Origin of the sequence: Lentzea sp. NPDC092896, assembly GCF_044754905.1 — a bacterium.
Taxonomy (GTDB): Bacteria; Actinomycetota; Actinomycetes; order Mycobacteriales; family Pseudonocardiaceae; genus Lentzea.
The window spans coordinates 157,982-180,442 of record NZ_JBIVPX010000013.1 but is presented as its reverse complement, the minus strand read 5'-3'; the positions used below and the strand labels follow the sequence as shown (position 1 = coordinate 180,442).

The window sequence follows — 22,461 nt, the reverse complement described above, 5'->3', positions numbered from 1 at the left end:
ATCGCCCGCGGCGAACACTCGCCTGTCACCTCCCGGACACCCCTAGGTTGGGTGCATGACCGTCGACAAGGAAGCCGCCGAAAGGCTGGCGAACTCGTTCGGTGCCGACGCGGCTCGCTACGACCGCACCCGTCCGACCTACCCGGACGAGTTGGTGCGGAAGATCATCGAGGTCAGTCCTGGCCCCCGCGTCGTCGACGTCGGCTGCGGCACCGGTGTCCTGTCCCGCCCCTTGCGTGCGACCGGGTGCGAGGTGCTCGGCGTGGAGCACGACGAGCGGATGGCCGAGTTCGCCCGTGGCACCGGCGTTCCCGTCGAGGTGTCGAAGTTCGAGACCTGGGATCCCGCCGGCCGCGAGTTCGACGCCGTCGTCGCCGGGCAGGCGTGGCACTGGGTCGATGCCGAGGCCGGTCCACGGCAGGTCGCACGGGTGTTGCGGCCCGGCGGGGTGTTCGTGGCGCTCTGGCACGTGTTCGCGCCGCCCGAGCCGATCGCCCAGGCCTTCATGGACGCCTACCGGAAGGCGGCGCCGGACATCCCGTTCCGCGTCGGCCAGAGCCGCGAGGAGGCGTTCGAGGCCTATCAGGCTGGCTGCGTGCGCACGGGTGAGGCGTTCGTCGCCACCGGGGCGTTCTCCTACGCCGACCAGTGGCGCGCGAGCTGGGAGCAGACCTACACGACCGCCGAGTACCTCGACCTCATGCTCACCATGGGCCCGATGGCCCTGCTCAGCGCGGAGCAGGTCACCGGGCTCCTCGACGCCGTCGGCGGCGCGATCGACGCGATCGGCGGCCACTTCACGACGCACTACGACACGCTGGCCGTCGCCGTCACCCGCAGCTGATATATCGGATATCAGCTGCGGGACTCTGGCTCTACCAGGAGCGCCCTACCAGGAACGCAGGGTCGAGATCCGCTCTTCGAGCTGTTCGATGGTGGCCATCGCGGTCGGCGGTCCACCGCAGTACTCGCGCAGCTGGTTGTGGATCTTGCCGTGCGGCTTCTTCGTGCGGTGGTGGTGCATCGCGACGAGGGTGTTGAGCTCCTTGCGCAGCGACGCGAGGCGTTCCTGCACGCCGACGGGCCTCGCCTCCCGCACCGCGACCTCGGGCTTGGGGCGCTTGGCGGCCGTCGCCATCTGCTCCTCCTGCCGCTGCAGCAGCAGGGTGCGCACCTGGTCGGGCTCCAGCAGCCCCGGCAGGCCGAGGTACTCCTGCTCCTCCTCAGAGCCCGCGAGGGTCGGGGCGCCGAATGACGAGCCGTCGAAGATCACCTGGTCGAGCTCGGCGGTGGTGCCCAGGGCCGTGAAGGCGCGTTCGTCCTCACCGGGTTCGTCCTTGGCCTGGTTGGCCGCCGCCATCAGCTCGTCGTCCCAGCCGTCCTTCTCGCGGTGCGGCTTGCCCAGGACGTGGTCGCGTTCGGCCTCCAGCTCGGACGCGAGCTGCAACAGCACCGGCACCGAAGGCAGGAACACCGAGGCGGTCTCGCCGGGCTTCCGGTTGCGCACGAAGCGGCCGATGGCCTGGGCGAAGAACAACGGCGTCGACGACGACGTGGCGTAGACGCCGACGGCGAGGCGTGGCACGTCGACGCCCTCGGACACCATGCGGACGGCGATCATCCAGCGTTCGGTGGTCGCGGCGAACTCGGCGATCTTGCCGGACGCCTTCGGGTCGTCGGAGAGGACGAGCGTGGGGATGTGGCCCGTGACGCGCTGGAGCACCTGCGCGTAGGCCTTCGCGACGGTCTGGTCGGTCGCGATCACCAGGCCGCCCGCGTCGGGCAAGCCGTTCTCGCGCTTCTGGGTGAGTCTTTGATCGGCAGCGCGCAGGACGGACGCCACCCAGTCGCCGGCCGGGTCCAGGGCGGTGCGCCACGCCCGCGCGGTCTGTTCCTGCGTCAGCGGTTCGCCCAGGCGTGCGGTGAACTCCTCGCCCGCGCTGGTCCGCCACGACGCCTCACCGGAGTACGCCAGGAACAGCACGGGCCGCACCACGCCGTCGCGCAACGCGTCGGAGTACCCGTAAGTGTGATCCGCCTTGGACGTCTTGAAGCCGCCGTTGCTCTCCTCGTACTGCACGAACGGGATCGGCGAGTCGTCGGAGCGGAACGGCGTGCCGGTCAGGCAGAGGCGGCGCACGGCGGGCGTGAACGCCTCACGGATCGCGTCACCCCACGACTTGGCATCGCCGCCGTGGTGCACCTCGTCGAGCAGCACGAGCGTCTTGCGGTTCTCGGTGCGCACCCGGTGCAACGTCGGATGGGCGGCGACCTGCGCGTAAGTGACGGCCACGCCGTGGTAGTCGCGGGAGGTCATCGCGTTGGTGTTGCGGAAGTTCGAGTCGATGTGGATGCCCTGTTCGGCAGCCGCTTTCGCCCACTGGTGCTTGAGGTGCTCGGTGGGGGTCACGATCGTGACGGCCTCGATCGTCCGATCGGCCAGCAGCTCCGCGGCGACACGCAGTCCGAACGTCGTCTTTCCCGCGCCCGGCGTGGCGACGGCGAGGAAGTCCTTCGGCTTCACGGCCAGGTACTTGGTCAGCGCGCGGCGCTGCCATGCCCGCAGCGGTCGCATTGCTGCTGTCGCTGTCACAGACGTGTTTCTCCTCATTTATGCAGGTCAAACAAGGCAATACCCTCAGGCGGACGGTGGCCGAGGGCACCGCGACTGTACCTGTTCCGAGCGTCGATGCCGCGAAACGTGGCGGTATGCACCATGCTTGTCACTGCGATGGGTTCGCCTTCCGACAACGACGCACGCAGGTCCGGCCGCAAGGGGCCGCTGCGTCTACTCGCGCGCACGCTGTCGAAGGCGTGGCAGGGCAACATCTTCTCAGAAGCCGCCGAGGCCGCGTTCTGGCAGACGCTGTCGTTCCCGCCACTACTGCTCGGCGTGCTGGGTTCGATGGGCTGGATCGGCACCTGGTTCGGCCCCGAGATCGTCCTCTCCGTCCAGGAGAAGATCATCGGATTCACCCGGACGATCTTCAGCGCGGACGTCGTCAACGGCGTGATCCAGCCGACCGTCGCGGAGATCCTCTCGACCGGCAAGGGCGAGATCGTCTCCATCGGCTTCCTGATCTCGCTGTGGGCGGGGTCGTCGGCCATGTCGTCGTTCGTCGACGCGATCACGGTCGCCCACGGCCAGTACGGCGTGCGCAACGAGCTGTGGCAGCGGATCTTCGCCCTGCTGCTCTACATGATCTCCCTGGTGGCACTGGTGATCGGCCTGCCGGTGCTGGCGCTGGGCCCGGACGTCCTGCCGCAGTTCTTCCCGACGTCCTGGCAGCCGTACATCGCGACGTGGGTCGGCCGGTTCTACTACCCCGGCGTGGCGCTGCTGCTGGTGCTGTCGCTGTCGCTGCTCTACAAGGTCGCGTTGCCGCGAAGGCTGCCGTACCACCGCGTGCTGCCCGGCGCGATCCTCGCGATGGCGGTGTTCATCCTGTCGTCCATCGGGCTGCGCCTGTACATCCAATGGATCACCACCACCGGCTACACCTACGGCGCGCTGGCGACACCGATCGCGTTCCTGCTGTTCGTGTTCTTCATCGGCCTGGCCATCACGATCGGCGCGTACTTCAACAGCGCCATCCAGGACATGTGGCCCGCCCGCATGACCCGCCGCCAGCGCCGCCGCTGGCGCAGGCTCGAGATGGAACGCGCGGCGTCCCGCATCCGCGAGGAGACCGCGCGACCCAAATCGGAAGCGAACGACACGGTCTACTCCGCGCCGTCCCCCGCCGACACGCAGCTGACGACGCCGCTCAAGATCCAGGAGCAGCGGTCCCACTCGGAGGAGGAGAAGCAGCGGGGCTAGCGGGCACGAGAACAGCAGCGCCCGACGTCTCGAGTCGACTCGAGGCGCCGGGCGTGTGAGGTTCTGGGGCCGAGGCTCAGTCGCCGTCTCCGCCGGGAGGCAGGTTCTCGTAGATCTTCTTGCAGTCCGGGCACACCGGCGAACCGGGCTTCGGCGACCGCGTGACCGGGAAGACCTCGCCACACAGCGCGACCACGTGCGTGCCCATCACGGCGCTCTCGGCGATCTTCGCCTTGCGCACGTAGTGGAACATCTTCGGCGTGTCGTCCGAAGACTGGTCGGTCTCGTCCGGCCGTACGTCGACCTCAGGAAGAGTCTGGGTGCTCACGCGCCCAGGGTACCTGGGATGATGTCCCCTCGTGACCACGCTGCACATCGCCGATGAAGTTGCCGCCGCACTGGCCGAGAACCGGCCCGTCGTCGCTCTTGAGAGCACCATCCTGTCCCACGGCCTGCCCGCGCCGCGCAATCTGGCCGTCGCCGCACGCCTGGAGAAGGTCGTGCGGGAGGCCGGCGCCGTGCCCGCGACGATCGCGGTGCTCGACGGCGTGCCCCACGTCGGCCTCACCTCCGCCGAGCTCGACCGCGTCTGCAACGCGGGCGACCTCGTGAAGCTCTCGTTGCGCGACCTGGGCCCCGCCTACGCCCTGGGCCGCAGCGGCGCGACGACCGTGGCCTCGACCACGGCCCTGGCCCACCAGGCGGGCATCCGCGTCTTCGCGACCGGCGGTCTCGGCGGCGTGCACCGCGGCGCGCGCGAGACGTGGGACGTGTCGGCCGACCTCGACGTGGTGGCGACGACGCCGGTGCTGATCGTCTGCTCGGGCGTGAAGTCGATCCTGGACATGGGCGCCACCCTGGAGGTCCTCGAGACCCGTTCGGTGCCGGTCGTCGGCTACCAGACCTCGCGCTTCCCCGCCTTCTACCGCCGCGAGTCGGAGTTCGACGTCCCGTGGCGCGTCGAGACCACTGCCGAGGCCGCCGCCGTCTTCGCGGCCGGTGGTCGCGGCATGCTGCTCGCGAACCCGATCCCCGCCGCGTTCGAGATGGACACCGCCCTGCACGACCGCCTGCTCGCCGAGGGTCTGCGGAAGCTCGTCGACGGGGACGTGCGCGGCAAGGACGTCACGCCCGTCCTGCTGGAGCACTTCCACACCGCCAGCGAGGGCGTCAGCCTCGACGCCAACGAGGAACTCGTCGTCAACAACGCCTCGGTCGCCGCCGCTGTCGCCGTTGAGCTGTTCCGATGAGGCCGATCGTGGTCGTCGGTGACGCGGGCCTCGACGTGGTCGCCCGCCACTCCGGCCCCATCGCCCACGGCGGCGACGTGCGCGCGAAAGTCACCATCGAGCCCGGCGGCGCCGGCGCCAACACGGCCGTGTGGCTGGCCGCGTGCGGCGCCTCACCGGTCCTGGTGGCCCGCGTGGGCGCCGACTCGGCCGGACGCCAGGTCCACGCCGAACTCACCCACGCTGGCGTCCAGTGCGCCTTCGCTGTGGACCAGGACCTGGCGACGTGCTGCGTAGTCGTCCTGGTCGACGAGAACGGCCAGCGCTCGATGCTGCCCGACCGCGGCGCGAACGCCCGCTTCTCCCCCGCCGATCTCGACCCGGGCCTGCTCACCGGCACCGACGGCCACCTGCACCTGTCCGGCTACGTGCTGCTCGACGCAACCTCACGCCCCGCCGGCCTGGCCGTGCTCGAAGCCGCCCGCACGGCGGGCTGGACGACGTCCGTGGACCCCCAGGCAGCCGTCCTGATCCACTCGGCCGAGGCGTTCCTCGAGGACGTGCGCGGCGTCGACTTCCTGCTCCCCAACGCCGACGAACTCCTCGCCCTCACCGGCTCCTCCGAACCGGCCGCGGCGAAGTCCCTGCTGTCCCACGTCGGCGCCGTCGTGGTCACCTCGGGCCCTGACGGAGCGGCGTGGGTCGACGCCGACGAGCTGATCTCAGTCCCCGCTGAAGTCACCGAGTGCGTCGACTCGACCGGCGCGGGCGACGCCTTCGACGCGGGCTTCCTCGCGGCCTGGCTGTCCGGCGCGTCCAAGCGCGACGCACTCCTCGGCGGTGTCCGGGCAGGCTCTCGCGCGGTCAGCGTCGTGGGCGCCCAACCGCCCCGTTAGCCCTTGGGTCCAGCCGGTATATCAGCTCACCGCTGATATACCGGTGCCCCTTCGCGCGCCCCGCCACCCTCACCGCCGGGGCCATCGGCCCAGTTCGCGGCGTCCTCCTCGGCCAGCCGGATGCAAAAAACGTTTGCGGACGTCCGCAAAAGACTCATTGCAAAGGTGAGGCGAGCAGGGGCTAGCCCTAGCAATGAGACGTTTGCGGACGAAGTCCAAAGAGTCATTGCAAAGGAGCGGGCGGCGTTCGGCGACGGCCTGGTCGTGCGGATTCGGCGGCGGTCAGCCGTCGATGACGGTGGTGCTCTTCTGGGTGATGGCGCGGCGCTCGACCTCGTAGCGGTTGGCCTTCTCGGTCTTGCGCGGCGGCCTGTCGTTCGCGATCAGCACTGCCATCCACGGCAGCGGCACGGACAGCACGATGAAGAACAGGGCGAGCCACCAGATGTGAGCGAACAACGCCGCGAGGATGAGGCACGGGAAGCGCAGGCTCATCATGATCGCGTACTTGCGGCGCCGAGCGGCGTGCTGTTCCTCGTAGGACGGGGCCGCCTCGGTGATCAACACCGGGGTGTCGTTCCGGTCGGGACTGCTCACGACACCACCTCCACGTGTCTCATGCTCCCACGTCCGAGTGACCGCCGGGACACCCGGTCGGCGGTTAACATCCGCGGGTGGTCGCCCTTGATCGCCTCGTGGACGTGCTCGGCAGTCTGGGCACGCATCTGGCCTGCGCGCCGAGGGGCCGTGACGCCGAACTGCGCGGGGTGGCCCTGCACGATCCGGCGGAGAACACGCCGGCCGCGGCGGGCGACGTGCTTCTCGGGCTGGGCACGCCATCAGTGGCCGCCGCGGCGCGTCTGGTGTCCTCCACCGCGGCTTCCGCCGTCGTGTTGCACGGGAGGCCGCCGCTCGACGAACGGGTGATCGCCGCGGCCAAGAAGTCCGGCGCGGCGGTGTTGCTCGTGGATCCGTCCGTGCCGTGGGGACAGCTCGCGAACGTCACGCAGACGCTGGTCAACGGCGGTACGCGGACCGGCGACCTGTTCGGTCTGGCCGACGTCATCGCGGGTGTCGTGGGCGGGCCGGTGACGATCGAGGACCAGCAGTCGCGGGTGCTCGCCTACTCCTACCGGCAGGAGGACGTCGACCCCGTTCGCGTGCAGACCATCCTCGGGCGGCGCGTTCCGGAGGAGGCGCGGCGGGCGTTGGACGAGTTCGGCGTGTTCACGCACCTCGCGTCGTCGGACGAGCCGATCTTCGTACCCAAGCTGACCCCGCAGCTGGGCAACCGGCTCGTCGCCGCGGTGCGGGCGGGTCGTGAGCTGCTCGGGTCCGTCTGGGTCGAGGTGACGGGGCCGGTCGACGCCGCCCGGAGTGCCGCGCTGGTCGACGGGGCGCGCACGGCGGCGTTGCACCTGCTGCGGTCGCGGGCGTCGACCGACCTCGAACGCCAGGCCGAGGCGGACCTGGTGATCAGGCTGCTCGAACACCCGGAGTCCGCCGACGTCGTGCGCCTCGGCCTGCCGTCCGCAGACCTGCGGGTGATCGCGGTCCAGGCCCACGCGGGCGAGGGCGAGCACGGGGCCGCGGTGCTCGCGTTCCAACGGGCCACCGCGGGCTTCGGCTGGTCGCGGCCTGGGCGCAGCGCGCTGTTCGGCAACGTGCTCTACACCGTCATCCCGGCCGCCGACGACGCCGCCGGATGGGTGCGCTCGCTGGTGCGCGAACTGCCCGCCGAGGCGACGGTGCTGGCCGGCATCGGCGGTCCGGCCGAGGCGACACAGCTGCCGACGTCACGGCAGGAAGCGGATGAATGCCTCGCGCTCTCCACCGGTACACCCGTTGTGTACGACGACGCGTGGGCGCGGGTCCTGCTGCACCGGCTCGCCGCCGTCGCCGAGGCTGGACGACTGCCTACCCGCGGGCCGATATCCAATATATTGCGGTACGACGCCGAGTACGGAACTCAGTACGCGACGACGTTGAGGGCGTGGCTCGCGGCTCAGGGCGACGTGCGGGCGGCGGCGAAGGAGCTCAACGTGCACCCGAACACGTTGCGGTATCGCATGCAGAAGATGTCCGAGGTGACGCCGCTCCCCCTCGACGATCCCGATCAGCGCCTCGCGATGGCCATCGCCCTCCAGATCACCCTCCACAACTCACGGTGACCTGGGCGGCGTGAAAGCATCTCCACCCGTGCACCCCGATCTTTCTGTTGACCTCTGCGCCCGTTTGCGCGGGGCGTTCGAGACCGCCGGCTACACCGCGGACGGCGTAGTGGAGGCGCTCGGCGCCCAGGCCCACTCCGCGCTCGGCCGCGGTGAGCCCGAACCCGCCCGCCGCGCGAGCAAGGACGCCGGGACGCTCGGCACGCTGATCCGCCTCTTCCTGCTGGGCGACCACGAGCCGGAGCAGGACGTCCGCAAGGCGCTCGACGGCGTCGGCCTCGACGACCTCGTCGCCAACGAAGTCCTGGCCCCCGCCCTCGACGCGGCGAGCCTGAAGGCCGGACTGGACGTGCGGCCGTACGAGGACAACTGGTGGGTCATCGCCGACCTCGACTCCGACCTGCGCGGCAGCGCGGTCCCCGAGGACCACGTGCTCGGCGTCGGGCACGCGTCCATCAGCCTCGCCCGCGCGACCAAGCGCACGCCGGTCGGCACGCTGCTCGACCTCGGCACCGGTTGCGGCGTCCAGGCGCTGCACGCGAGCACGCACGCCGAGCGCATCACCGCGACCGACCTGTCCGAGCGCGCGCTGAGGCTCGCGCAGGGCACGTTCCGGATCAACGGGCTCGACGTGGAGACGGTGCAGGGCGAGTGGTTCGGCCCGGTCCGCAACCGTCGGTTCGACCAGGTCGTGTGCAACCCGCCGTTCGTCGTCGGCCCGCCACGCGTGGACTTCGTCTACCGCGACTCCGGTCTCGGCGGCGACGACGCGTCGGCGCTGGTCATCCGGCAGCTGCCCGCGTTCCTCAACGAGGGCGGCGTCGGCCAGCTGCTCGCGTCGTGGGTGCACCGCAGGGGTGAGGACTGGGAGGAGCGCGTCTCCGGCTGGCTGCCTCGCGGCGGCATCGACGCGTGGTTCGTGCAGCGCGACATCGCGGAGCCCGCCCTGTACGTCGGCACGTGGCTCAAGGACGCGGGCGTCGACCCGCGCAGCCCCGAGGGACGGCAGAAGGCCGCGGCGTGGCTGGACTGGTTCGAGGAGAACGACGTCCAGGGCGTCGGCTTCGGCTACGTGACGCTGCGACGCACCGACGAGATGCACTCCCAGGTCATCTGCGAAGACCTGCGCCACGCCTACGACGACCCGCTGGGGCCGGAGGCGGCACGCTGGCTCGACAACGTCGCGTGGCTGCGCGCGAACCCCGATCTGCTGAGCCGGCGGTTCCGGGTCGCCGACACCGTTCTGCTCGAAGAGGTGTCCGAGCCGGGCGACGAGGGCTGGCGCAAGGTCGTCGCGCGCCTGCACCGCACGGACGGGCCCGGCTGGCAGCACGAGGTCGACGAGGCGACCGCGAAGCTCGTCGCCGGTTGCAACGGCTCACTGCCGTTGGAGGACCTGCTCGCGCTGCTCGAGTTCGCTTACGGAGAAATCGATGCGGAAGCGGCCTTGCCGATCGTTCGTGATCTCATCCGGCACGGAATGTTGATTCCCGCGTGAAAGCAGTTGTGGCGCGCGTCACAGAAGCGAGTGTCGAAGTCGAAGGGGCCATCGTCGGCGCGATCGACGAGCCCGGATTGCTGGTGCTGCTCGGCGTCCATCACGACGACACGGCCGAGCACGCTCGCAAAATGGCACAGAAGCTGCACGGTCTGCGCATCCTCGACGACGAGCAGTCGTGTGAGTCGACCGGTGCTCCGTTGCTGGTCGTCAGCCAGTTCACGCTCTACGGGGACACTCGCAAGGGCCGCCGTCCGTCCTGGACGGCGGCCGCCCGGCCCGAGCACGCGGAACCGTTGGTGAACGCCGTCGTGCAGGAACTACGCCAAAAGGGCGCGCGCGTCGAAACGGGACGATTCAGAGCCGAGATGAAGGTACGGAGCGTGAACGACGGTCCGTTCACGGTGATCGTCGAGCTCTGACTAAACGGTTCTCAGCCAATCCTCAGATTAGTCGCGCAACCGCTGTGACAGCGATGACGTCTTCAGGTCATGGAAGTCGGGAACGAATTCGGAATCGTCTTCGTTACCCAGGTATCAGCCAGCTAGCGATGGGATCCCGAGCGGGCCCGCCGCAACCGGCAACCAGGGCGCAGCGCCGCGCCGCCTTGACCGCCACGCGCGACTGTCCTGACCGACAGCAGCGTCGCCCGCACCAGGGGGAGGGAGATCCATGACCGTCACGAGGATCTCCGACCGTGAAGTCGGAGAGAACACGCCCACCGTCGTCGAGCACGAACTCGACGCGCAAGGACCAGCAGCCGACCTCGTTCGAGTCTACCTGAACGGAATCGGCAAGACCGCGCTCCTCACCGCTGAGGAGGAGGTGGAGCTCGCGAAGCGCATCGAGGCAGGTGTGTTCGCGCAGCACGTCCTGGAGACGGCCAAGCGCCTCACCCCCACCCGCCGCGACGAGATGGGGGCGCTCGTCCGCGACGGCCGCCGCGCCAAGGACCACCTGCTCAAGGCCAACCTGCGCCTCGTCGTGTCGCTGGCCAAGCGCTACACGGGCCGTGGCATGCCGCTGCTGGACCTGATCCAGGAAGGCAACCTGGGCCTGATCCGCGCGGTCGAGAAGTTCGACTACACCAAGGGCTTCAAGTTCTCGACCTACGCGACGTGGTGGATCCGCCAGGCCATCACCCGCGGCATGGCCGACCAGGGCCGCACCATCCGCCTCCCCGTCCACCTCGTCGAGCAGGTGAACAAGCTCGCGCGGATCAAGCGCGACCTGCACCAGACGCTCGGCCGCGAGGCGACGAACGAGGAGCTCGCGAAGGAGGCCGGTCTCAACCCGGACAAGGTCGCCGACCTGCTCGACCACGCGCGTGACCCGGTATCGCTCGACATGCCGGTCGGCACGGAGGAGGACGCTCCCCTCGGTGACTTCATCGAGGACTCGGACGCCACCGACGCCGAGAGCGCCGTCATCTCCGGGCTGCTGCAGGACGACCTGCGCCGCGTTCTCGCGACACTGGAGCCGCGCGAGCAGGCCGTGATCCGGCTGCGCTACGGCCTCGAGGACGGCCAGCCGCGCACGCTCGACCAGATCGGCAAGCGGTTCGGCCTGTCGCGCGAGCGGGTGCGTCAGATCGAGCGCGAGGTCATGTCCAAGCTCCGTCAGGGCGAACGCGCCGCGAAGCTGCGGGCCTACGCCTCGTAGTCCCGGAGTCGTCACGGTCGGGTCTCACCCGACCAGCAGTATTGACTTGTGACTCAACTCACGGCACGGTCGGGCGTTACCAGAGCCACGCGACGCCCGTCGTGAGTCGGGTTAGCACGCGAAGGAAGGTCGGGACGGCCGGGGGCCGCCTCGGCCTTCCGCGTTTGCGGGTCTCGCGAGGACCACGGTTGCGAAGAACACGGTGGACGGGGACCAGTACGTCCCTTTGATGGCGGTACGGTTTTCTGATCCGAACTGCACACCGTTGGAGTTGTGTACCCCGTGCCCACCACATTCGAGTACACCGACGTCCTCCCCCTCGCGAAGGACACCGAGACCGAGTACCGCCTCGTCACCTCCGACGGGGTCAAGCTCATCGAGGCCGGTGACCGCAAGTTCCTCGAGATCGCGCCCGAGACGCTGACGCTGCTCGCGAAGGAAGCGATCCGGGACATCCAGCACCTGCTGCGCCCGTCGCACCTCGCCCAGCTGCGCAAGATCATCGACGACCCCGAGGCCTCCGGCAACGACCGCTTCGTCGCCATGGACCTGCTGCGCAACGCCGCCATCTCGTCCGGTGGCGTGCTGCCGATGTGCCAGGACACCGGCACGGCGATCATCATGGGCAAGCGCTCCGAGACCGTCCTGACCGGCGGCGACGACGAGCAGGCGCTGGCCCGCGGCGTCTTCGAGGCCTACCAGGAGCTCAACCTGCGCTACTCGCAGATGGCTCCCGTGACGTTCTGGGACGAGAAGAACACCGGCACGAACCTGCCCGCGCAGATCGAGGTGTTCCACAAGCCCGGCCAGGAGCCCGTCTACGAGTTCCTGTTCATGGCCAAGGGTGGCGGTAGCGCGAACAAGACGTTCCTCTACCAGGAGACGAAGGCGGTGCTGAACCCGAAGCGCCTCGCGTCGTTCCTGGACGAGAAGCTGCGTTCGCTCGGCACCGCCGCGTGCCCGCCGTACCACCTCGCGGTCGTCGTCGGTGGCCTGTCCGCCGAGCAGAACCTGAAGGTCGCGAAGCTCGCCTCCGCCCGCTACCTGGACACCCTGCCGTCCGAGGGCTCGGCGCTGGGCCACGCGTTCCGCGACACGGACCTCGAGCAGCAGGTCCTGGAGCTGACCCGGAACTTCGGCATCGGCGCCCAGTTCGGCGGCAAGTACTTCTGCCACGACGTGCGCGTCATCCGCCTCCCCCGGCACGGCGCGTCCCTGCCGGTCGGCATCGCGGTGTCATGCTCCGCGGACCGCCAGACCAAGGCCCGCATCACGGCCGAGGGCGTGTTCCTGGAGCAGATGGAACGCGACCCGGCGCGGTTCCTGCCCGAGATCGAGGGCGAGGACCTGTCCGACGAGGTCGTCAACATCGACCTCACCCGCCCGATGACGGAGATCCGCGACATCCTCACCAAGCTCCCGGTGAAGACCCGCGTCTCGCTGACCGGTCCGCTGGTCGTGGCCCGCGACATCGCGCACGCCAAGATCAAGGAACGCCTGGACGCCGGCGAGGAGATGCCGCAGTACCTCAAGGACCACCCGGTCTACTACGCCGGTCCGGCCAAGACGCCCGAGGGCTACGCCTCCGGTTCGTTCGGCCCGACCACCGCCGGCCGCATGGACTCCTACGTCGAGCAGTTCCAGGCCGCGGGCGGCTCGCTGGTGATGCTCGCCAAGGGCAACCGCTCCAAGCAGGTGACGGACGCCTGCTCGTCGCACGGCGGCTTCTACCTGGGCTCGATCGGTGGCCCGGCGGCGCGGCTGGCGCAGGACTGCATCCGCAAGGTCGAGGTGCTCGAGTACCCCGAACTGGGCATGGAGGCGGTCTGGAAGATCGAGGTCGAGGACTTCCCCGCGTTCGTCGTGGTCGACGACAAGGGCAACGACTTCTTCGCGGAGACGTCGACCCCGACCCTGCAGATCAGCTTCCGCCGCTAGGTTTCCTCGGCTGTTCCGAAGCCCCCGATCAAACAGTACGGTTGTCCCGTATTCGTTGCGATCGGGGGTTTCGCATTGATCCACCACGTGCAGGTCACCTGTCCGGCGGGAGCCGAGGACGAGCAGCGCGCGTTCTACACGGGCGTGCTGGGCTGGACCGAACTGCCCAAACCGCCACTGCTCGCCGCGCGCGGCGGCTGCTGGTTCGCGGTACCCGGCGGCGGCGAGATCCACGTCAGCGTCGAGGCCGACTTCCGCCCCGCACGCAAGGCGCACCCGGCGTTCGTGGTCGACGTGACCGCGGTGGCCGAGTCCGTGGCGGCAGCGGGCCACCCGGTCGTCTGGGCCGATCCCGCGGAGATCCCCGGCCGCCTCCGCTTCCACACCTTCGACGCCGTCGGCAACCGCGTGGAGTTCCTCGCCGACGCCGGAAACTGATATATCGGCTCGCTCACCAGGCTCGCTTCCCTCCCTTTGCAACAAGTCTTTTGCGGACGAAGTCAAAAGAGTCATTGCTAAGCCGCAGGTGAGCGAGGGTGCGGTCGAGCGCGGGGACGGCGCACGCGAGGGCGTGGTGCGCCGCCCCAGTGCCTGACGACCGCGAAAGTGCGGGGTGTCGAACGCTCAGCCGGTTTCCTCGCGGGACTCGAGGACCAGGCGGCGGTTGCCCAGGGGTGCGTCCAGGCGAACGGTCAGCGGCACCTGCCGGACCTCCTGGGTGCACACGGTGCCGGAGGGCTGCTTGGTGATCGTGACGAGCGTGATCTGGACGACGTCGGCCGACTGGCCGGTGATCTCGGCGCGGGCCTCCTTGCAGCCGCCGCCGACGCCGAAGACCTCGACGTCGCGGCCGTCGCCGAAGACGTAGGCCTCGTCGCGGTAGGTGTCTGACAACGATGTCGTGTCGACCTTCTCCTTCGCCACGGGCGTGACGTTGGGCGGGACGACGGGCTTCTCCTCCGAGATCGAGACCGGAGGCTGGGCGGGAGCGGTGGGGTTGCCGCTCGACGAGCCCGTGCCGGGGGTGCCGCTCGAACCGGGCGCGGTCGTGCCCGTGGGCGACCCGCCCGACGAGCTGGAGCCGGGTGCGCCGGACTGCGTGCCGGACGAGCAACCGACGAGCACGACGGCGAGAGCAACGGCTGCGACGGCGTTTCTCATGCGCACCATCCTCGCAAACCGGGACACGAAGTCCCTGTCAAATGTCCTGCGACCTGTCCGGTCGAACTTTCACCACTGATCAAGAAAGAGGTGCCCGGCCGGCGGGGCAGATGCCGGCCGGGCACCGTGGGGAGGAAGGTCTACTTCTGTTCCTGCCGCGACGTCAGCACGACCGTGCGCTCACCAAGGGGCTCGGAGAGCTGCACCGTCAGCGGAGGGAAGCGGATGTCCATAGTGCACATCTGCTTGGTCAGCGGCAGCGTCTCGAGCAGCTCGATCTTCACCGTGGAAGCGTTCTGCTCCAGCACGGACGCGCTCGCCTTGCCGCATCCGCCCTCCTGGGCGACGACTCCGACGGTCTTCCCGTCGCCCTGTGTCCACACGGTGCGCGGATAGTCCGGCGTCAGACCGTTGGCATCGAGCTTCGTCACGGGTTTACCGTCCGGCGGCACTTCTCCTGGCGCGATGTTCGGGGGCACGTCGGAGGATGAGGTGGCGGTCGGCAACTCCTGACCGCCACCTGCTCCGGTGCCCGCGTTCTGCGCACTGCCACAGGCCGAGATGACCAGCAGCAGGACGCCAGTGCCAACTACGGTTCCTATGTGCCTCATGGTCAAAGGACGGAACCGCGGTCACAACGGGTTGCAGTGACTATCTTGGGGACTTCTCTTCACAGTTACCGGCTAACTGCCGTTACAGCCTCTCGCAAAGCTTCCAACCGTGCCGCGGACGCGAGACCTCCGTGGTAGAGGTGGAACTCCTCCACACCGGCGTCCAGGTACGCGAGCCACTCCTTCGACAACGCCGCACCGTCGGCCGGCTTGGGCGGCAACCCCAGCACGTACGCGGCGATCCGCGTGTCCGGGGCGGCGGCACGAAGAGCCTCGATGCCGGGGACCGCGATCTCCGGGCCGGGCCAGCACATCGTCGTCAGGACGTCGACGTCGGCGCCGACTCCCCCGGCCACGGTCGCGAACGGCCCAGTGCCCCAAGGATCCGCCGTCACGTGCATGCCGACCCGGATCGAAGGCGCGGCGGCACGAATCTCAGAGACCAGCCTCTGCCGCAACGACCGCACCACGCCGGTGCGCACGGCCTGAACGTCTTCCGCGAGCGCACCCAACGCTTCCTCAACATTGGGTGCACCGCGATCAACCCCGGCCCGGACCGCTTCACGCAGGGCATCCGGGTCGGCGTACAGGGCGGTGCAGGCGGAGCAGAAGCACAGCGACAACAGCTTCTGCTGCACCGCGTTCCAGTCCGTGCCGTCGGTCTTCTCGTGGTGCCCGCCGTGGAAGAACCCCAGCGGGCCGCAGGCCTCCAGGATGATCCCGTCCGGCGCGCCGAGTTCCAGCACCTCGGACACCAGCACCGACGCGTACTCGACGACATCGGCCTGCGCGGTGCACAACGCGTACGGGTAGCGATCCCCGAACGCGTTCACCACGGTCACATCGGGATGCAGGTCGCCCAGCCGCGAGTTGTGCGTCAGCACGGTCCACGCGTACACGGGAAGTCCGGCGGCACGAACCAATGCCGCCGCGGCACCGAACGAATCCGAACCGTCCACCCAGGACGGTTCGGCGGGCACCAGCCGGCCGTACTTCTCCGAACGCACCGGCAAGTAGAACGCCGCGTGCCGCGCGTCGACCATCCGATGCGAAGGGTGGAGCGGCGTCGCGGCCCGCACGGTGTGATACGACGCGGCGACGGCGATCGCGTCGACTCCGAGTTCCTGGTACCGCGCGACGGCCTCAGGGTCTCCGATCAGGTCCCACGGATAGGCGTGGACAACCGACTTCACCACCGGGGACGCTTCCTCTCGTAGCTCGGGTCGAACTTCTGCATGTAGCCCGTGTCGTCGCGAGCCGTGATGCCGCAACGTTCGTAGTTCTCGGCCATGCGCGCCAACGCGTCCCGATCCAGCGTCACACCGAGACCCGGCGTGACGGGCACCGGCACCGCGCCATCCACAAAGGACAGCACACCTGGCTCCACGACCTCGTCCGCCGCGTTCCACGGGTAGTGCGTGTCGCACGCGTAGTTCAGGTTCGGCGTCGCCGCGGCCAGGTGCGTCATCGCGGCCAGCGAGATGCCGAGGTGCGAGTTCGAGTGCATCGACAGACCGATGCCGAACGTCTGGCAGATCATCCCCAGCTGGCGCGACCGCTGCAGACCGCCCCAGTAATGGTGATCTGACAGGAGCACCTGCACGGCGTCCTGCTCCACCGACGGCTTGAGGTGTTCGAACGCGACCACGCACATGTTGGTGGCCAACGGCATCGGCGCCTTCGCGGCCACCTCCGCCATCCCGGAGATCTCCGGCGTCGGGTCCTCCAGGTACTCCAGCACGCCGTCGAGCTCCTCGGCGACCTTCAGCGACGTCGCCGTCGACCAGGCCGCGTTCGGGTCCAGCCGCAGCGGGTGCTCCGGGAACGCCTCGCGCAGCGCCCGGATCGCCTCGATCTCCTGCTCCGGCGGGAACACACCGCCCTTGAGCTTGATCGACCCGAACCCGTACTGCGAGATCATCTTGGTCGCCTGCGCCACGATGCCGGCGGGGTCGATCGCCTCGCCCCACTCGTCCGGCTCGGCCCCGGGGTGCCCGTCCCACTTGTAGAACAGGTACGCCGAATACGGGACAGCGGAGCGAACGGCGCCGCCCAGCAGGTCGTGCACCGGACGGCCCAGCGCCCTGCCCTGGATGTCCAGGCAGGCGACCTCAAACGGCGAGTACACGCGGTCGACGGTGCTCTCCGCAGTGATCTGCCCGGTCAGGCCGTGGTTGTCCAGGCCCGTCTTGCCACCGAGAGCCGCGGAGACCCGCGCGTGCATCTCGTTCAACGCGAACACGTCGAGGCCGATCAGGGAGTCCACAACGGACCTCGAGCGCTCCAGGTGCCCGAGGTCGCCGTAGGTCTCCCCCAGCCCCGAAATGCCCTCGTCGGTGTGCACCTCGACGATGGTGCGCAGCGCCCAAGGTTCGTGGACGCCTGCCGAGTTCAGCAGCGGCGGGTCCCGGAACGCGATCGGTGTCAGAACAATCTCGGTGATCTTCATTCCGAACGCCCTCTCAGCTCAGCAGAGCCTTGCCCGCAGCGATGATCTTGTCGAGAGCGGTGAGGTGCTCGTCCAACGGATCGATCAGCGGCGGCCGCACGCCACCGACCTCCAGGCCGTTCGCGCGCACCGCGGCCTTCACCAGGGCGACCGCGTAGCCGGGAACCTTGTCCCGCAGCTCGACCAGAGGCTTGTAGAACTCGTAGAGGAAGCGGTTCACCAGCTCGGTGTCGCCGGACTGCACGGCGTTGTAGAAGCCGAGCGAGATCTCCGGCGCGAAGCAGAACACCGCCGACGAGTACAGCTCGACGCCGATGCCCCGGTACGCGAGCTGGGTCATCTCCGCGGTCGGCAGGCCGTTGAAGAACTGGAACGGCTTGTCAACGTTGGCACGAACCGAGAGCACGATCCGCTGCATCTGGTCGAGGTCGCCGATGCCGTCCTTGAAGCCCACGACGTTCGGGATCTGTGCGACCTCGACGGCGGTCTCCGGCGTGAACCGCGCGTTGTTGCGCTGGTACACGATGATCGGCAGTTCGGTGACGCCGGCGACCTCGGCCACGTACCGGACGAGTCCGGCGGCCGGGTTCGTCACCAGGTACGGCGGCAGCAGCAGGATGCCCTGCGCACCAGCACGTTCCGCCGCCTGGACGAACTGCTTGGTCGCCACGACGGAGCCGCCCGCTCCGGCGAACACCGGCACCTTGCCCGCGGTCGCCTCGACCGCGACGGCCACCGCGCGCTCGAACTCGTCCAGCCCCAGGGCGTGGAACTCGCCGGTGCCGCAGGCGGCGAACACCGCGCCCGGCCCGGCGGAGACACCGTGCTTGACGTGCTCGGCGAGCACGTCGTACGCGATGTTCCCCTCGCTGTCGAACGGGGTCACCGGAAAGAACAGCACACCATCGAGTTGCATAACCAGACTCATCCCTTGATCGCTCCGGTGGTGATCCCACGCAGGAAGGACTTCTGCAGCGACAGGTACACGACCAGGCTCGGTACCAGCGCCAGCAACGCACCGGCCAGCACGATGCCCGTTCCGACCTGGTCGTCGGAACGTAGCGCGAGAAGTGCGACCGTGAGCGTGTAATCGGAGGGGTCAGCGGCGACGATCAGGGGGAGCAGGTACTGCTCCCAAATCATGTTGAAGCCGAACACGGCGATGACGCCGAGCGCGGGTTTGCACAGCGGGAGGATGATCTGCGCGAAGAGACGCAGCTCCCCGGCACCGTCCACTTTGGCCGCTTCCTCCAGTTCGTTGGGGATCTCCTTCATGAACTCCGTCATGACGAAGATGGAGAAACCCCAAGCCCCCAACGGGAGGATGACGCCGAGCAGGGTGCCCTTGAGACTCACGTGCACCAGCGGTAGGTCTCCGATCACCAGCGACAGCGGGATCGCGATGACCTCCTCCGGCAACATCATCGTGGCGAGAATGACCAACAGTGCGATGGCCTGACCGCGGAACTTCTTGCGCGCCAACGCGTAGGCGGCGAAAACACTCACCGACAGCTGCAACAGCAGCGCACCACCGGCGATGATCAACGAGTTCATCAGGTAGTGCCAGATCTTGTTCTCCGCCGCGACCTGGAAGTTGATCAGCGACGGGTTGGCCGGGATCACCGACAGCTTGGTCGGGTCCGGGTTGTGGTCGAACGCGCCGGAGAAGATGACCAGCAGCGGGCCGCAGAAAAGGATTACAGCGAGGGCGCTGAAAAGGAAGCGGACGGCCTTGCTGCCCCACGCGTCCGGCCTGGTGGACCAGCCGATGGCGCTGTCGAAGCGGCTCGAGTTGACGCTCATCGCGCCTCCTTCCTCCGGCGGTACCACTGCACGCTGACCGTGAGCACGAGCGTAACCAGGAACAACAACACCGAGCCCGCCGAGGCGAGTCCGGCTTCGGACTGTTCGAACGCCGTGGTGTAGACGCGGGTCATCCAGACGTCGGTCGACCCCGCGGGTCCACCCCCGGTGAGCACGTACACCTCGGTGAAGACGCGCAGGCCGCGGATCGCCGCCAGCGTCAGGAGGATGGTGATGACGGGCCGCAACGCGGGGAGCGTGACGTTCCAGATCCGTTGCGGCGTCGAGGCACCGTCGATCGCGGCGGCCTCGTACTGCTGGCGGTCGATGCCGGCGAGCCCGGCGAGGATCAGCACCATGTCGTACGGGGCGTGCTTCCAGATGCCCACGAACATGACCGACACCAGCGAGGTGTCCGTGCTGTGGATGTACTCCCAGGGCCCGAGGCCGATCCACGAGATGAGCTCGTTGAGGAAGCCTTCTGGCGCCGGGTAGAAGAACAGCCGCCAGATCTCGCCGATGACCGCGGTGGCCGCCACGACGGGCAGGAACACCGCGGACCGCACGAACCACAGCGACTTGGTGTGGCCTTCGAGCAGCAGCGCGAGGAGGAAGCCGATCACCATCGCGCCGACGGTCTGACCGCCGGCCAGCACGAGGGTGTGCCAGCTGGCGGTCAGGAACTTCTCGTCCTGCAGGATGGTCGCGTAGTTCTTGAAGCCGACGAAGATGTCGCCGAGGAACGGCCGGACCTCGAACAACGAGAGCCGGATGCCCTCGCCCATCGGGATGAACTTGAAGACCAGGAAGATCAGCACGGCGGGAAGCAGGAAGAGCCACGGGATGAAGGTGGCTCCCGTGAGGCGACGCCGGCGGCGCCGCCTCACGGGGTGGGTTTCGACGGCACCGCCGCCACTAGCCGTCGAGCCCACGTCTCGGGTGTCGCCGAGTGATTGAACTGCCGTCACTTCGACGCCTTCTGGTTCTCGAGCTCCTTCTTGAGCGCTTCCGCGAGCGTCTTCAGCTCGGCTGAGGAGTCAGCGGGGCACTTCGCGAAGATGGAGTTCAGGGTCTCCGAGGTCTTCTGCCGGAACGGCGCGAAGTTCGGAACACTGGGGAACGGCCGCGCCTCGCTGGAGTACACGCCCGCCACGGTCGCCCAGCGCGGGTCCTTGTACGTCGCGTTGACGTCGACGGTCTTGTTGACGGGCAGGCGGACCACCGGCTGCGGGTCGCCCTTCATGCCGGCCTGCTGCGCCTCGGGCGTGATCAGGTACTCGGCGAGCTTCTTCTGGTCGGCGGTCTTCGCGGAGCCGGCCATCTGGTAGATGTTCTCGCCCTCACCGAGCACCGTGGCGCCGGCCGGGCCCTTCGGGGAGGCGATGACCTCGTACTTGTCCTTGCCGACCGACTTGTCGAAGCGGCCGATCATGTACGGGCCGGTGAGGTAGATGCCGCTCTTGCCCGACTCGAACAGCGGGTGCGCGTCGTTCGTGCCCAGGGTCAGCGAGCCGGGCTGCATGACCTTGTCCTCGCAGAAGAGCTTGCGCAGCCGCTCGACGGCCTTGGTCGACTCCGGCGAGTCGATGCCGACGCGGAACTTGCCGTCGCCCTCGTCCTCGAGGATGTCGCCGCCGCCCTGCCAGATGTAGCTGGCGGCCCACCACGCGAGGTAGCCGCGGTCGGTCGTGCCCGGCACGAGCATGCCGTAGGTGTCGTTCTGCCCGTTGCCGTCCGGGTCGTTGAAGGTGAAGGCCTTCGCGAGGTCGTCGAGCTCCTCCCACGTGGTGGGGATCGGCTTGCCGAGCTTCTCGCGCCAGTCCTTGCGGATCAGCGTGACCATCGCCTGGGTGGAGTAGGGGATGGCGTAGAACTTGCCGTCCGCGCCCTTCCCGTTGTTCCACGCGCGGTCGACGATGTCGCCGCTGCCCGCGACGTCGTCGCGGTTCACCTCGGTCGTCCAGCCCTGCTTGACGAAGTTGCCGAGCGAGCCGGTGTCGGTGATGACGACGTCGGGGAGGTCCTTCGACGCGGCGCGCTGCTGCACCTGCTTGTCGAAGTCGTTGAAGATCGGCTTGTAGTCGACCTGCACACCGGTCTTCTCGGTGAACGACTTGAAGATCTTCTCGTAGACCTTCGCGGTGGCCTCGGTGGAGCGGGTCCACACCTCCAGAGGCTTGTTCGGGTCTTTGGACGACGCCGCCGTGGTGCCACCGCTGCCGCATCCTGCGAGCAGCGCTGCCACACCGAGTGTGGCAAGTGTCGTGGCTGTTCTACGGCGCATCGTCGAAGCCCTTCGTGTTCAGATATGTGAACGTGGGTCGTACTTGTGAACCTGAGTCAGGACTGTAAGAATCAGCACAGCAACGTGTCAAGGGAAAGTTTCTTCCCTGTTTCGAGGAGGCTTCAGGTGGCGTCGCCGATCGGCAAGGGCACAGCTCGTCCCGGTGCGGTGAAGTCCGCCGACCGCACGGTGGAGTTGCTTGAGGTGTTGTCCGCGTCGGACCGCAGGCTCACGCTCACGGAGCTGCACCGCGAACTCAGCTATCCCAAGTCCAGCCTCTACATGTTGTTGCAGACGCTGGTGGCGCGCGGCTGGGTCGAGGTCGACGCGGACCGCGGCACCTACGGCATCGGTGTGCGCGCACTGCTCGTCGGTACGTCCTATTTGGACCACGACCCTGTTGTGCGCGCGGCGATCCGCGTGATGGAACAGGTCCGTCAGGACATCAACGAGACCGTCCACCTTGCCCGTTTGGACGGCGCGGACGTCGTCTACCTGGCGAGCCGCGAGTCCGAGCACCACCTGCGGGTCGTCTCCCGCGTCGGCCGCCGGCTGCCCGCGCACTCGACGTCGCTGGGCAAAGCGGTGCTCTCGACGCGCACGCCGGAGGAGGTCGACCTGATCCTCCCGGCCGAGCTGGCTCCGCTGACGCCGAACACCGTGATCGATCGGGCGGCGCTGCACGAGCAGCTCGCCGGGTTCCGGAATGTCGGCTATGCCCACGAACGCGAGGAGAACACGCCCGGGCTGGGCTGCTTCGCCGTCGCGCTGCCTTACCGAAATCCCGTTCTGGACGCTATGAGTTGCTCGGTTCCCCTGGGCAGACTGGACCCCGAGCACGAACGGCAGGTCATCGCCGCTCTGCTCGACGCCGCCCGGCAGATCACCGAGCTCCTCCGCCAGTTCGGTCGCTGAGCTTTGCCGACACATCTGAACAAG

22 protein-coding genes are annotated in these 22,461 nt (G+C 68.5%); 11 read left to right on the top strand and 11 right to left on the bottom strand.

Annotation, left to right across the window (positions count from 1 at the left end; genetic code table 11):
• Nucleotides 1-55: 55 nt before the first annotated feature.
• On the top strand, nucleotides 56-844 hold the full coding sequence (locus ACIQF0_RS43105; protein ID WP_401039983.1) for a class I SAM-dependent methyltransferase: 789 nt from the start codon (nucleotides 56-58) through the stop codon (nucleotides 842-844).
• 45 nt (nucleotides 845-889) lie between these two features.
• Here the strand turns inward: ACIQF0_RS43105 and ACIQF0_RS43100 are convergent, their stop codons facing one another.
• Nucleotides 890-2,575: a DEAD/DEAH box helicase gene (locus tag ACIQF0_RS43100; protein ID WP_401040047.1), complete on the bottom strand. Its 1,686-nt coding sequence runs from the start codon at nucleotides 2,573-2,575 to the stop codon at nucleotides 890-892.
• 141 nt (nucleotides 2,576-2,716) lie between these two features.
• On the opposite strand from ACIQF0_RS43100, the gene ACIQF0_RS43095 reads away from it, so the two are divergent.
• A complete protein-coding gene (locus ACIQF0_RS43095) occupies nucleotides 2,717-3,820 on the top strand; it encodes a YihY/virulence factor BrkB family protein (RefSeq protein ID WP_401039980.1) in 1,104 nt (367 codons plus the stop codon).
• Between the two features lie 76 nt (nucleotides 3,821-3,896).
• Here the strand turns inward: ACIQF0_RS43095 and ACIQF0_RS43090 are convergent, their stop codons facing one another.
• The gene (locus ACIQF0_RS43090) at nucleotides 3,897-4,148 is read right to left on the bottom strand and encodes a DUF3039 domain-containing protein (protein ID WP_090006425.1); all 252 of its coding nucleotides are present in this window, start codon (nucleotides 4,146-4,148) and stop codon (nucleotides 3,897-3,899) included.
• A gap of 31 nt (nucleotides 4,149-4,179) precedes the next feature.
• Here ACIQF0_RS43090 and ACIQF0_RS43085 point away from each other — a divergent pair, with 31 nt between their 5' ends.
• Both ACIQF0_RS43085 and ACIQF0_RS43080 read left to right on the top strand, forming a co-directional pair.
• Entirely contained in the window at nucleotides 4,180-5,070 is an 891-nt protein-coding gene (locus tag ACIQF0_RS43085; RefSeq protein WP_401039976.1) for a pseudouridine-5'-phosphate glycosidase, read from the top strand.
• On the top strand, nucleotides 5,067-5,945 hold the full coding sequence (locus ACIQF0_RS43080) for a carbohydrate kinase family protein (RefSeq protein ID WP_401039974.1): 879 nt from the start codon (nucleotides 5,067-5,069) through the stop codon (nucleotides 5,943-5,945). The genes ACIQF0_RS43085 and ACIQF0_RS43080 overlap by 4 nt, the downstream gene beginning before the upstream one ends.
• A 282-nt stretch (nucleotides 5,946-6,227) precedes the next feature.
• Here the strand turns inward: ACIQF0_RS43080 and ACIQF0_RS43075 are convergent, their stop codons facing one another.
• Nucleotides 6,228-6,542 (bottom strand): DUF3099 domain-containing protein, encoded by a 315-nt coding sequence (locus ACIQF0_RS43075; RefSeq protein WP_401039972.1) that lies wholly within the window; start codon nucleotides 6,540-6,542, stop codon nucleotides 6,228-6,230.
• Nucleotides 6,543-6,619: 77 nt separating this feature from the next.
• On the opposite strand from ACIQF0_RS43075, the gene ACIQF0_RS43070 reads away from it, so the two are divergent.
• From ACIQF0_RS43070 to ACIQF0_RS43045, 6 genes are all read left to right on the top strand, one after another.
• Complete coding sequence (locus ACIQF0_RS43070) at nucleotides 6,620-8,116, top strand: PucR family transcriptional regulator (RefSeq protein ID WP_401039969.1); 1,497 nt, start codon at nucleotides 6,620-6,622, stop codon at nucleotides 8,114-8,116.
• Nucleotides 8,117-8,126: 10 nt separating this feature from the next.
• A complete protein-coding gene (locus tag ACIQF0_RS43065; RefSeq protein ID WP_401039967.1) occupies nucleotides 8,127-9,614 on the top strand; it encodes a methyltransferase in 1,488 nt (495 codons plus the stop codon).
• Nucleotides 9,611-10,036: a D-aminoacyl-tRNA deacylase gene (dtd, locus tag ACIQF0_RS43060; protein ID WP_093599539.1), complete on the top strand. Its 426-nt coding sequence runs from the start codon at nucleotides 9,611-9,613 to the stop codon at nucleotides 10,034-10,036. The genes ACIQF0_RS43065 and dtd overlap by 4 nt, the downstream gene beginning before the upstream one ends.
• Nucleotides 10,037-10,286: 250 nt before the next feature.
• A complete protein-coding gene (locus ACIQF0_RS43055; protein WP_090073384.1) occupies nucleotides 10,287-11,276 on the top strand; it encodes a sigma-70 family RNA polymerase sigma factor in 990 nt (329 codons plus the stop codon).
• Between the two features lie 273 nt (nucleotides 11,277-11,549).
• Nucleotides 11,550-13,214 (top strand): fumarate hydratase, encoded by a 1,665-nt coding sequence (locus ACIQF0_RS43050; protein WP_401039963.1) that lies wholly within the window; start codon nucleotides 11,550-11,552, stop codon nucleotides 13,212-13,214.
• 75 nt (nucleotides 13,215-13,289) lie between these two features.
• Nucleotides 13,290-13,652, top strand: a complete 363-nt coding sequence (locus ACIQF0_RS43045) for a glyoxalase (protein ID WP_401039960.1) — start codon at nucleotides 13,290-13,292, stop codon at nucleotides 13,650-13,652.
• 186 nt (nucleotides 13,653-13,838) lie between these two features.
• Here the strand turns inward: ACIQF0_RS43045 and ACIQF0_RS43040 are convergent, their stop codons facing one another.
• The 8 genes from ACIQF0_RS43040 to ACIQF0_RS43005 form a co-directional block, all read right to left on the bottom strand.
• Complete coding sequence (locus ACIQF0_RS43040; protein WP_401039958.1) at nucleotides 13,839-14,375, bottom strand: hypothetical protein; 537 nt, start codon at nucleotides 14,373-14,375, stop codon at nucleotides 13,839-13,841.
• Nucleotides 14,376-14,515: 140 nt separating this feature from the next.
• A complete protein-coding gene (locus ACIQF0_RS43035; protein ID WP_330278011.1) occupies nucleotides 14,516-14,806 on the bottom strand; it encodes a hypothetical protein in 291 nt (96 codons plus the stop codon).
• Nucleotides 14,807-15,051: 245 nt separating this feature from the next.
• On the bottom strand, nucleotides 15,052-16,179 hold the full coding sequence (locus ACIQF0_RS43030; protein WP_401039956.1) for a hypothetical protein: 1,128 nt from the start codon (nucleotides 16,177-16,179) through the stop codon (nucleotides 15,052-15,054).
• On the bottom strand, nucleotides 16,176-17,435 hold the full coding sequence (locus tag ACIQF0_RS43025) for a glucarate dehydratase family protein (RefSeq protein ID WP_401039954.1): 1,260 nt from the start codon (nucleotides 17,433-17,435) through the stop codon (nucleotides 16,176-16,178). Before ACIQF0_RS43025 ends, ACIQF0_RS43030 begins: the two co-directional genes overlap by 4 nt.
• A 13-nt stretch (nucleotides 17,436-17,448) precedes the next feature.
• On the bottom strand, nucleotides 17,449-18,351 hold the full coding sequence (locus ACIQF0_RS43020; RefSeq protein WP_401039951.1) for a 5-dehydro-4-deoxyglucarate dehydratase: 903 nt from the start codon (nucleotides 18,349-18,351) through the stop codon (nucleotides 17,449-17,451).
• Nucleotides 18,352-18,359: 8 nt separating this feature from the next.
• Entirely contained in the window at nucleotides 18,360-19,238 is an 879-nt protein-coding gene (locus ACIQF0_RS43015) for a carbohydrate ABC transporter permease (protein ID WP_401039946.1), read from the bottom strand.
• Nucleotides 19,235-20,206, bottom strand: a complete 972-nt coding sequence (locus ACIQF0_RS43010) for a carbohydrate ABC transporter permease (RefSeq protein WP_401039944.1) — start codon at nucleotides 20,204-20,206, stop codon at nucleotides 19,235-19,237. Before ACIQF0_RS43010 ends, ACIQF0_RS43015 begins: the two co-directional genes overlap by 4 nt.
• A complete protein-coding gene (locus ACIQF0_RS43005) occupies nucleotides 20,203-21,522 on the bottom strand; it encodes an extracellular solute-binding protein (protein WP_401039941.1) in 1,320 nt (439 codons plus the stop codon). The genes ACIQF0_RS43010 and ACIQF0_RS43005 overlap by 4 nt, the downstream gene beginning before the upstream one ends.
• Before the next feature lie 126 nt (nucleotides 21,523-21,648).
• Here ACIQF0_RS43005 and ACIQF0_RS43000 point away from each other — a divergent pair, with 126 nt between their 5' ends.
• Nucleotides 21,649-22,437, top strand: a complete 789-nt coding sequence (locus ACIQF0_RS43000) for an IclR family transcriptional regulator (protein WP_360043438.1) — start codon at nucleotides 21,649-21,651, stop codon at nucleotides 22,435-22,437.
• Nucleotides 22,438-22,461 lie beyond the last annotated feature (24 nt).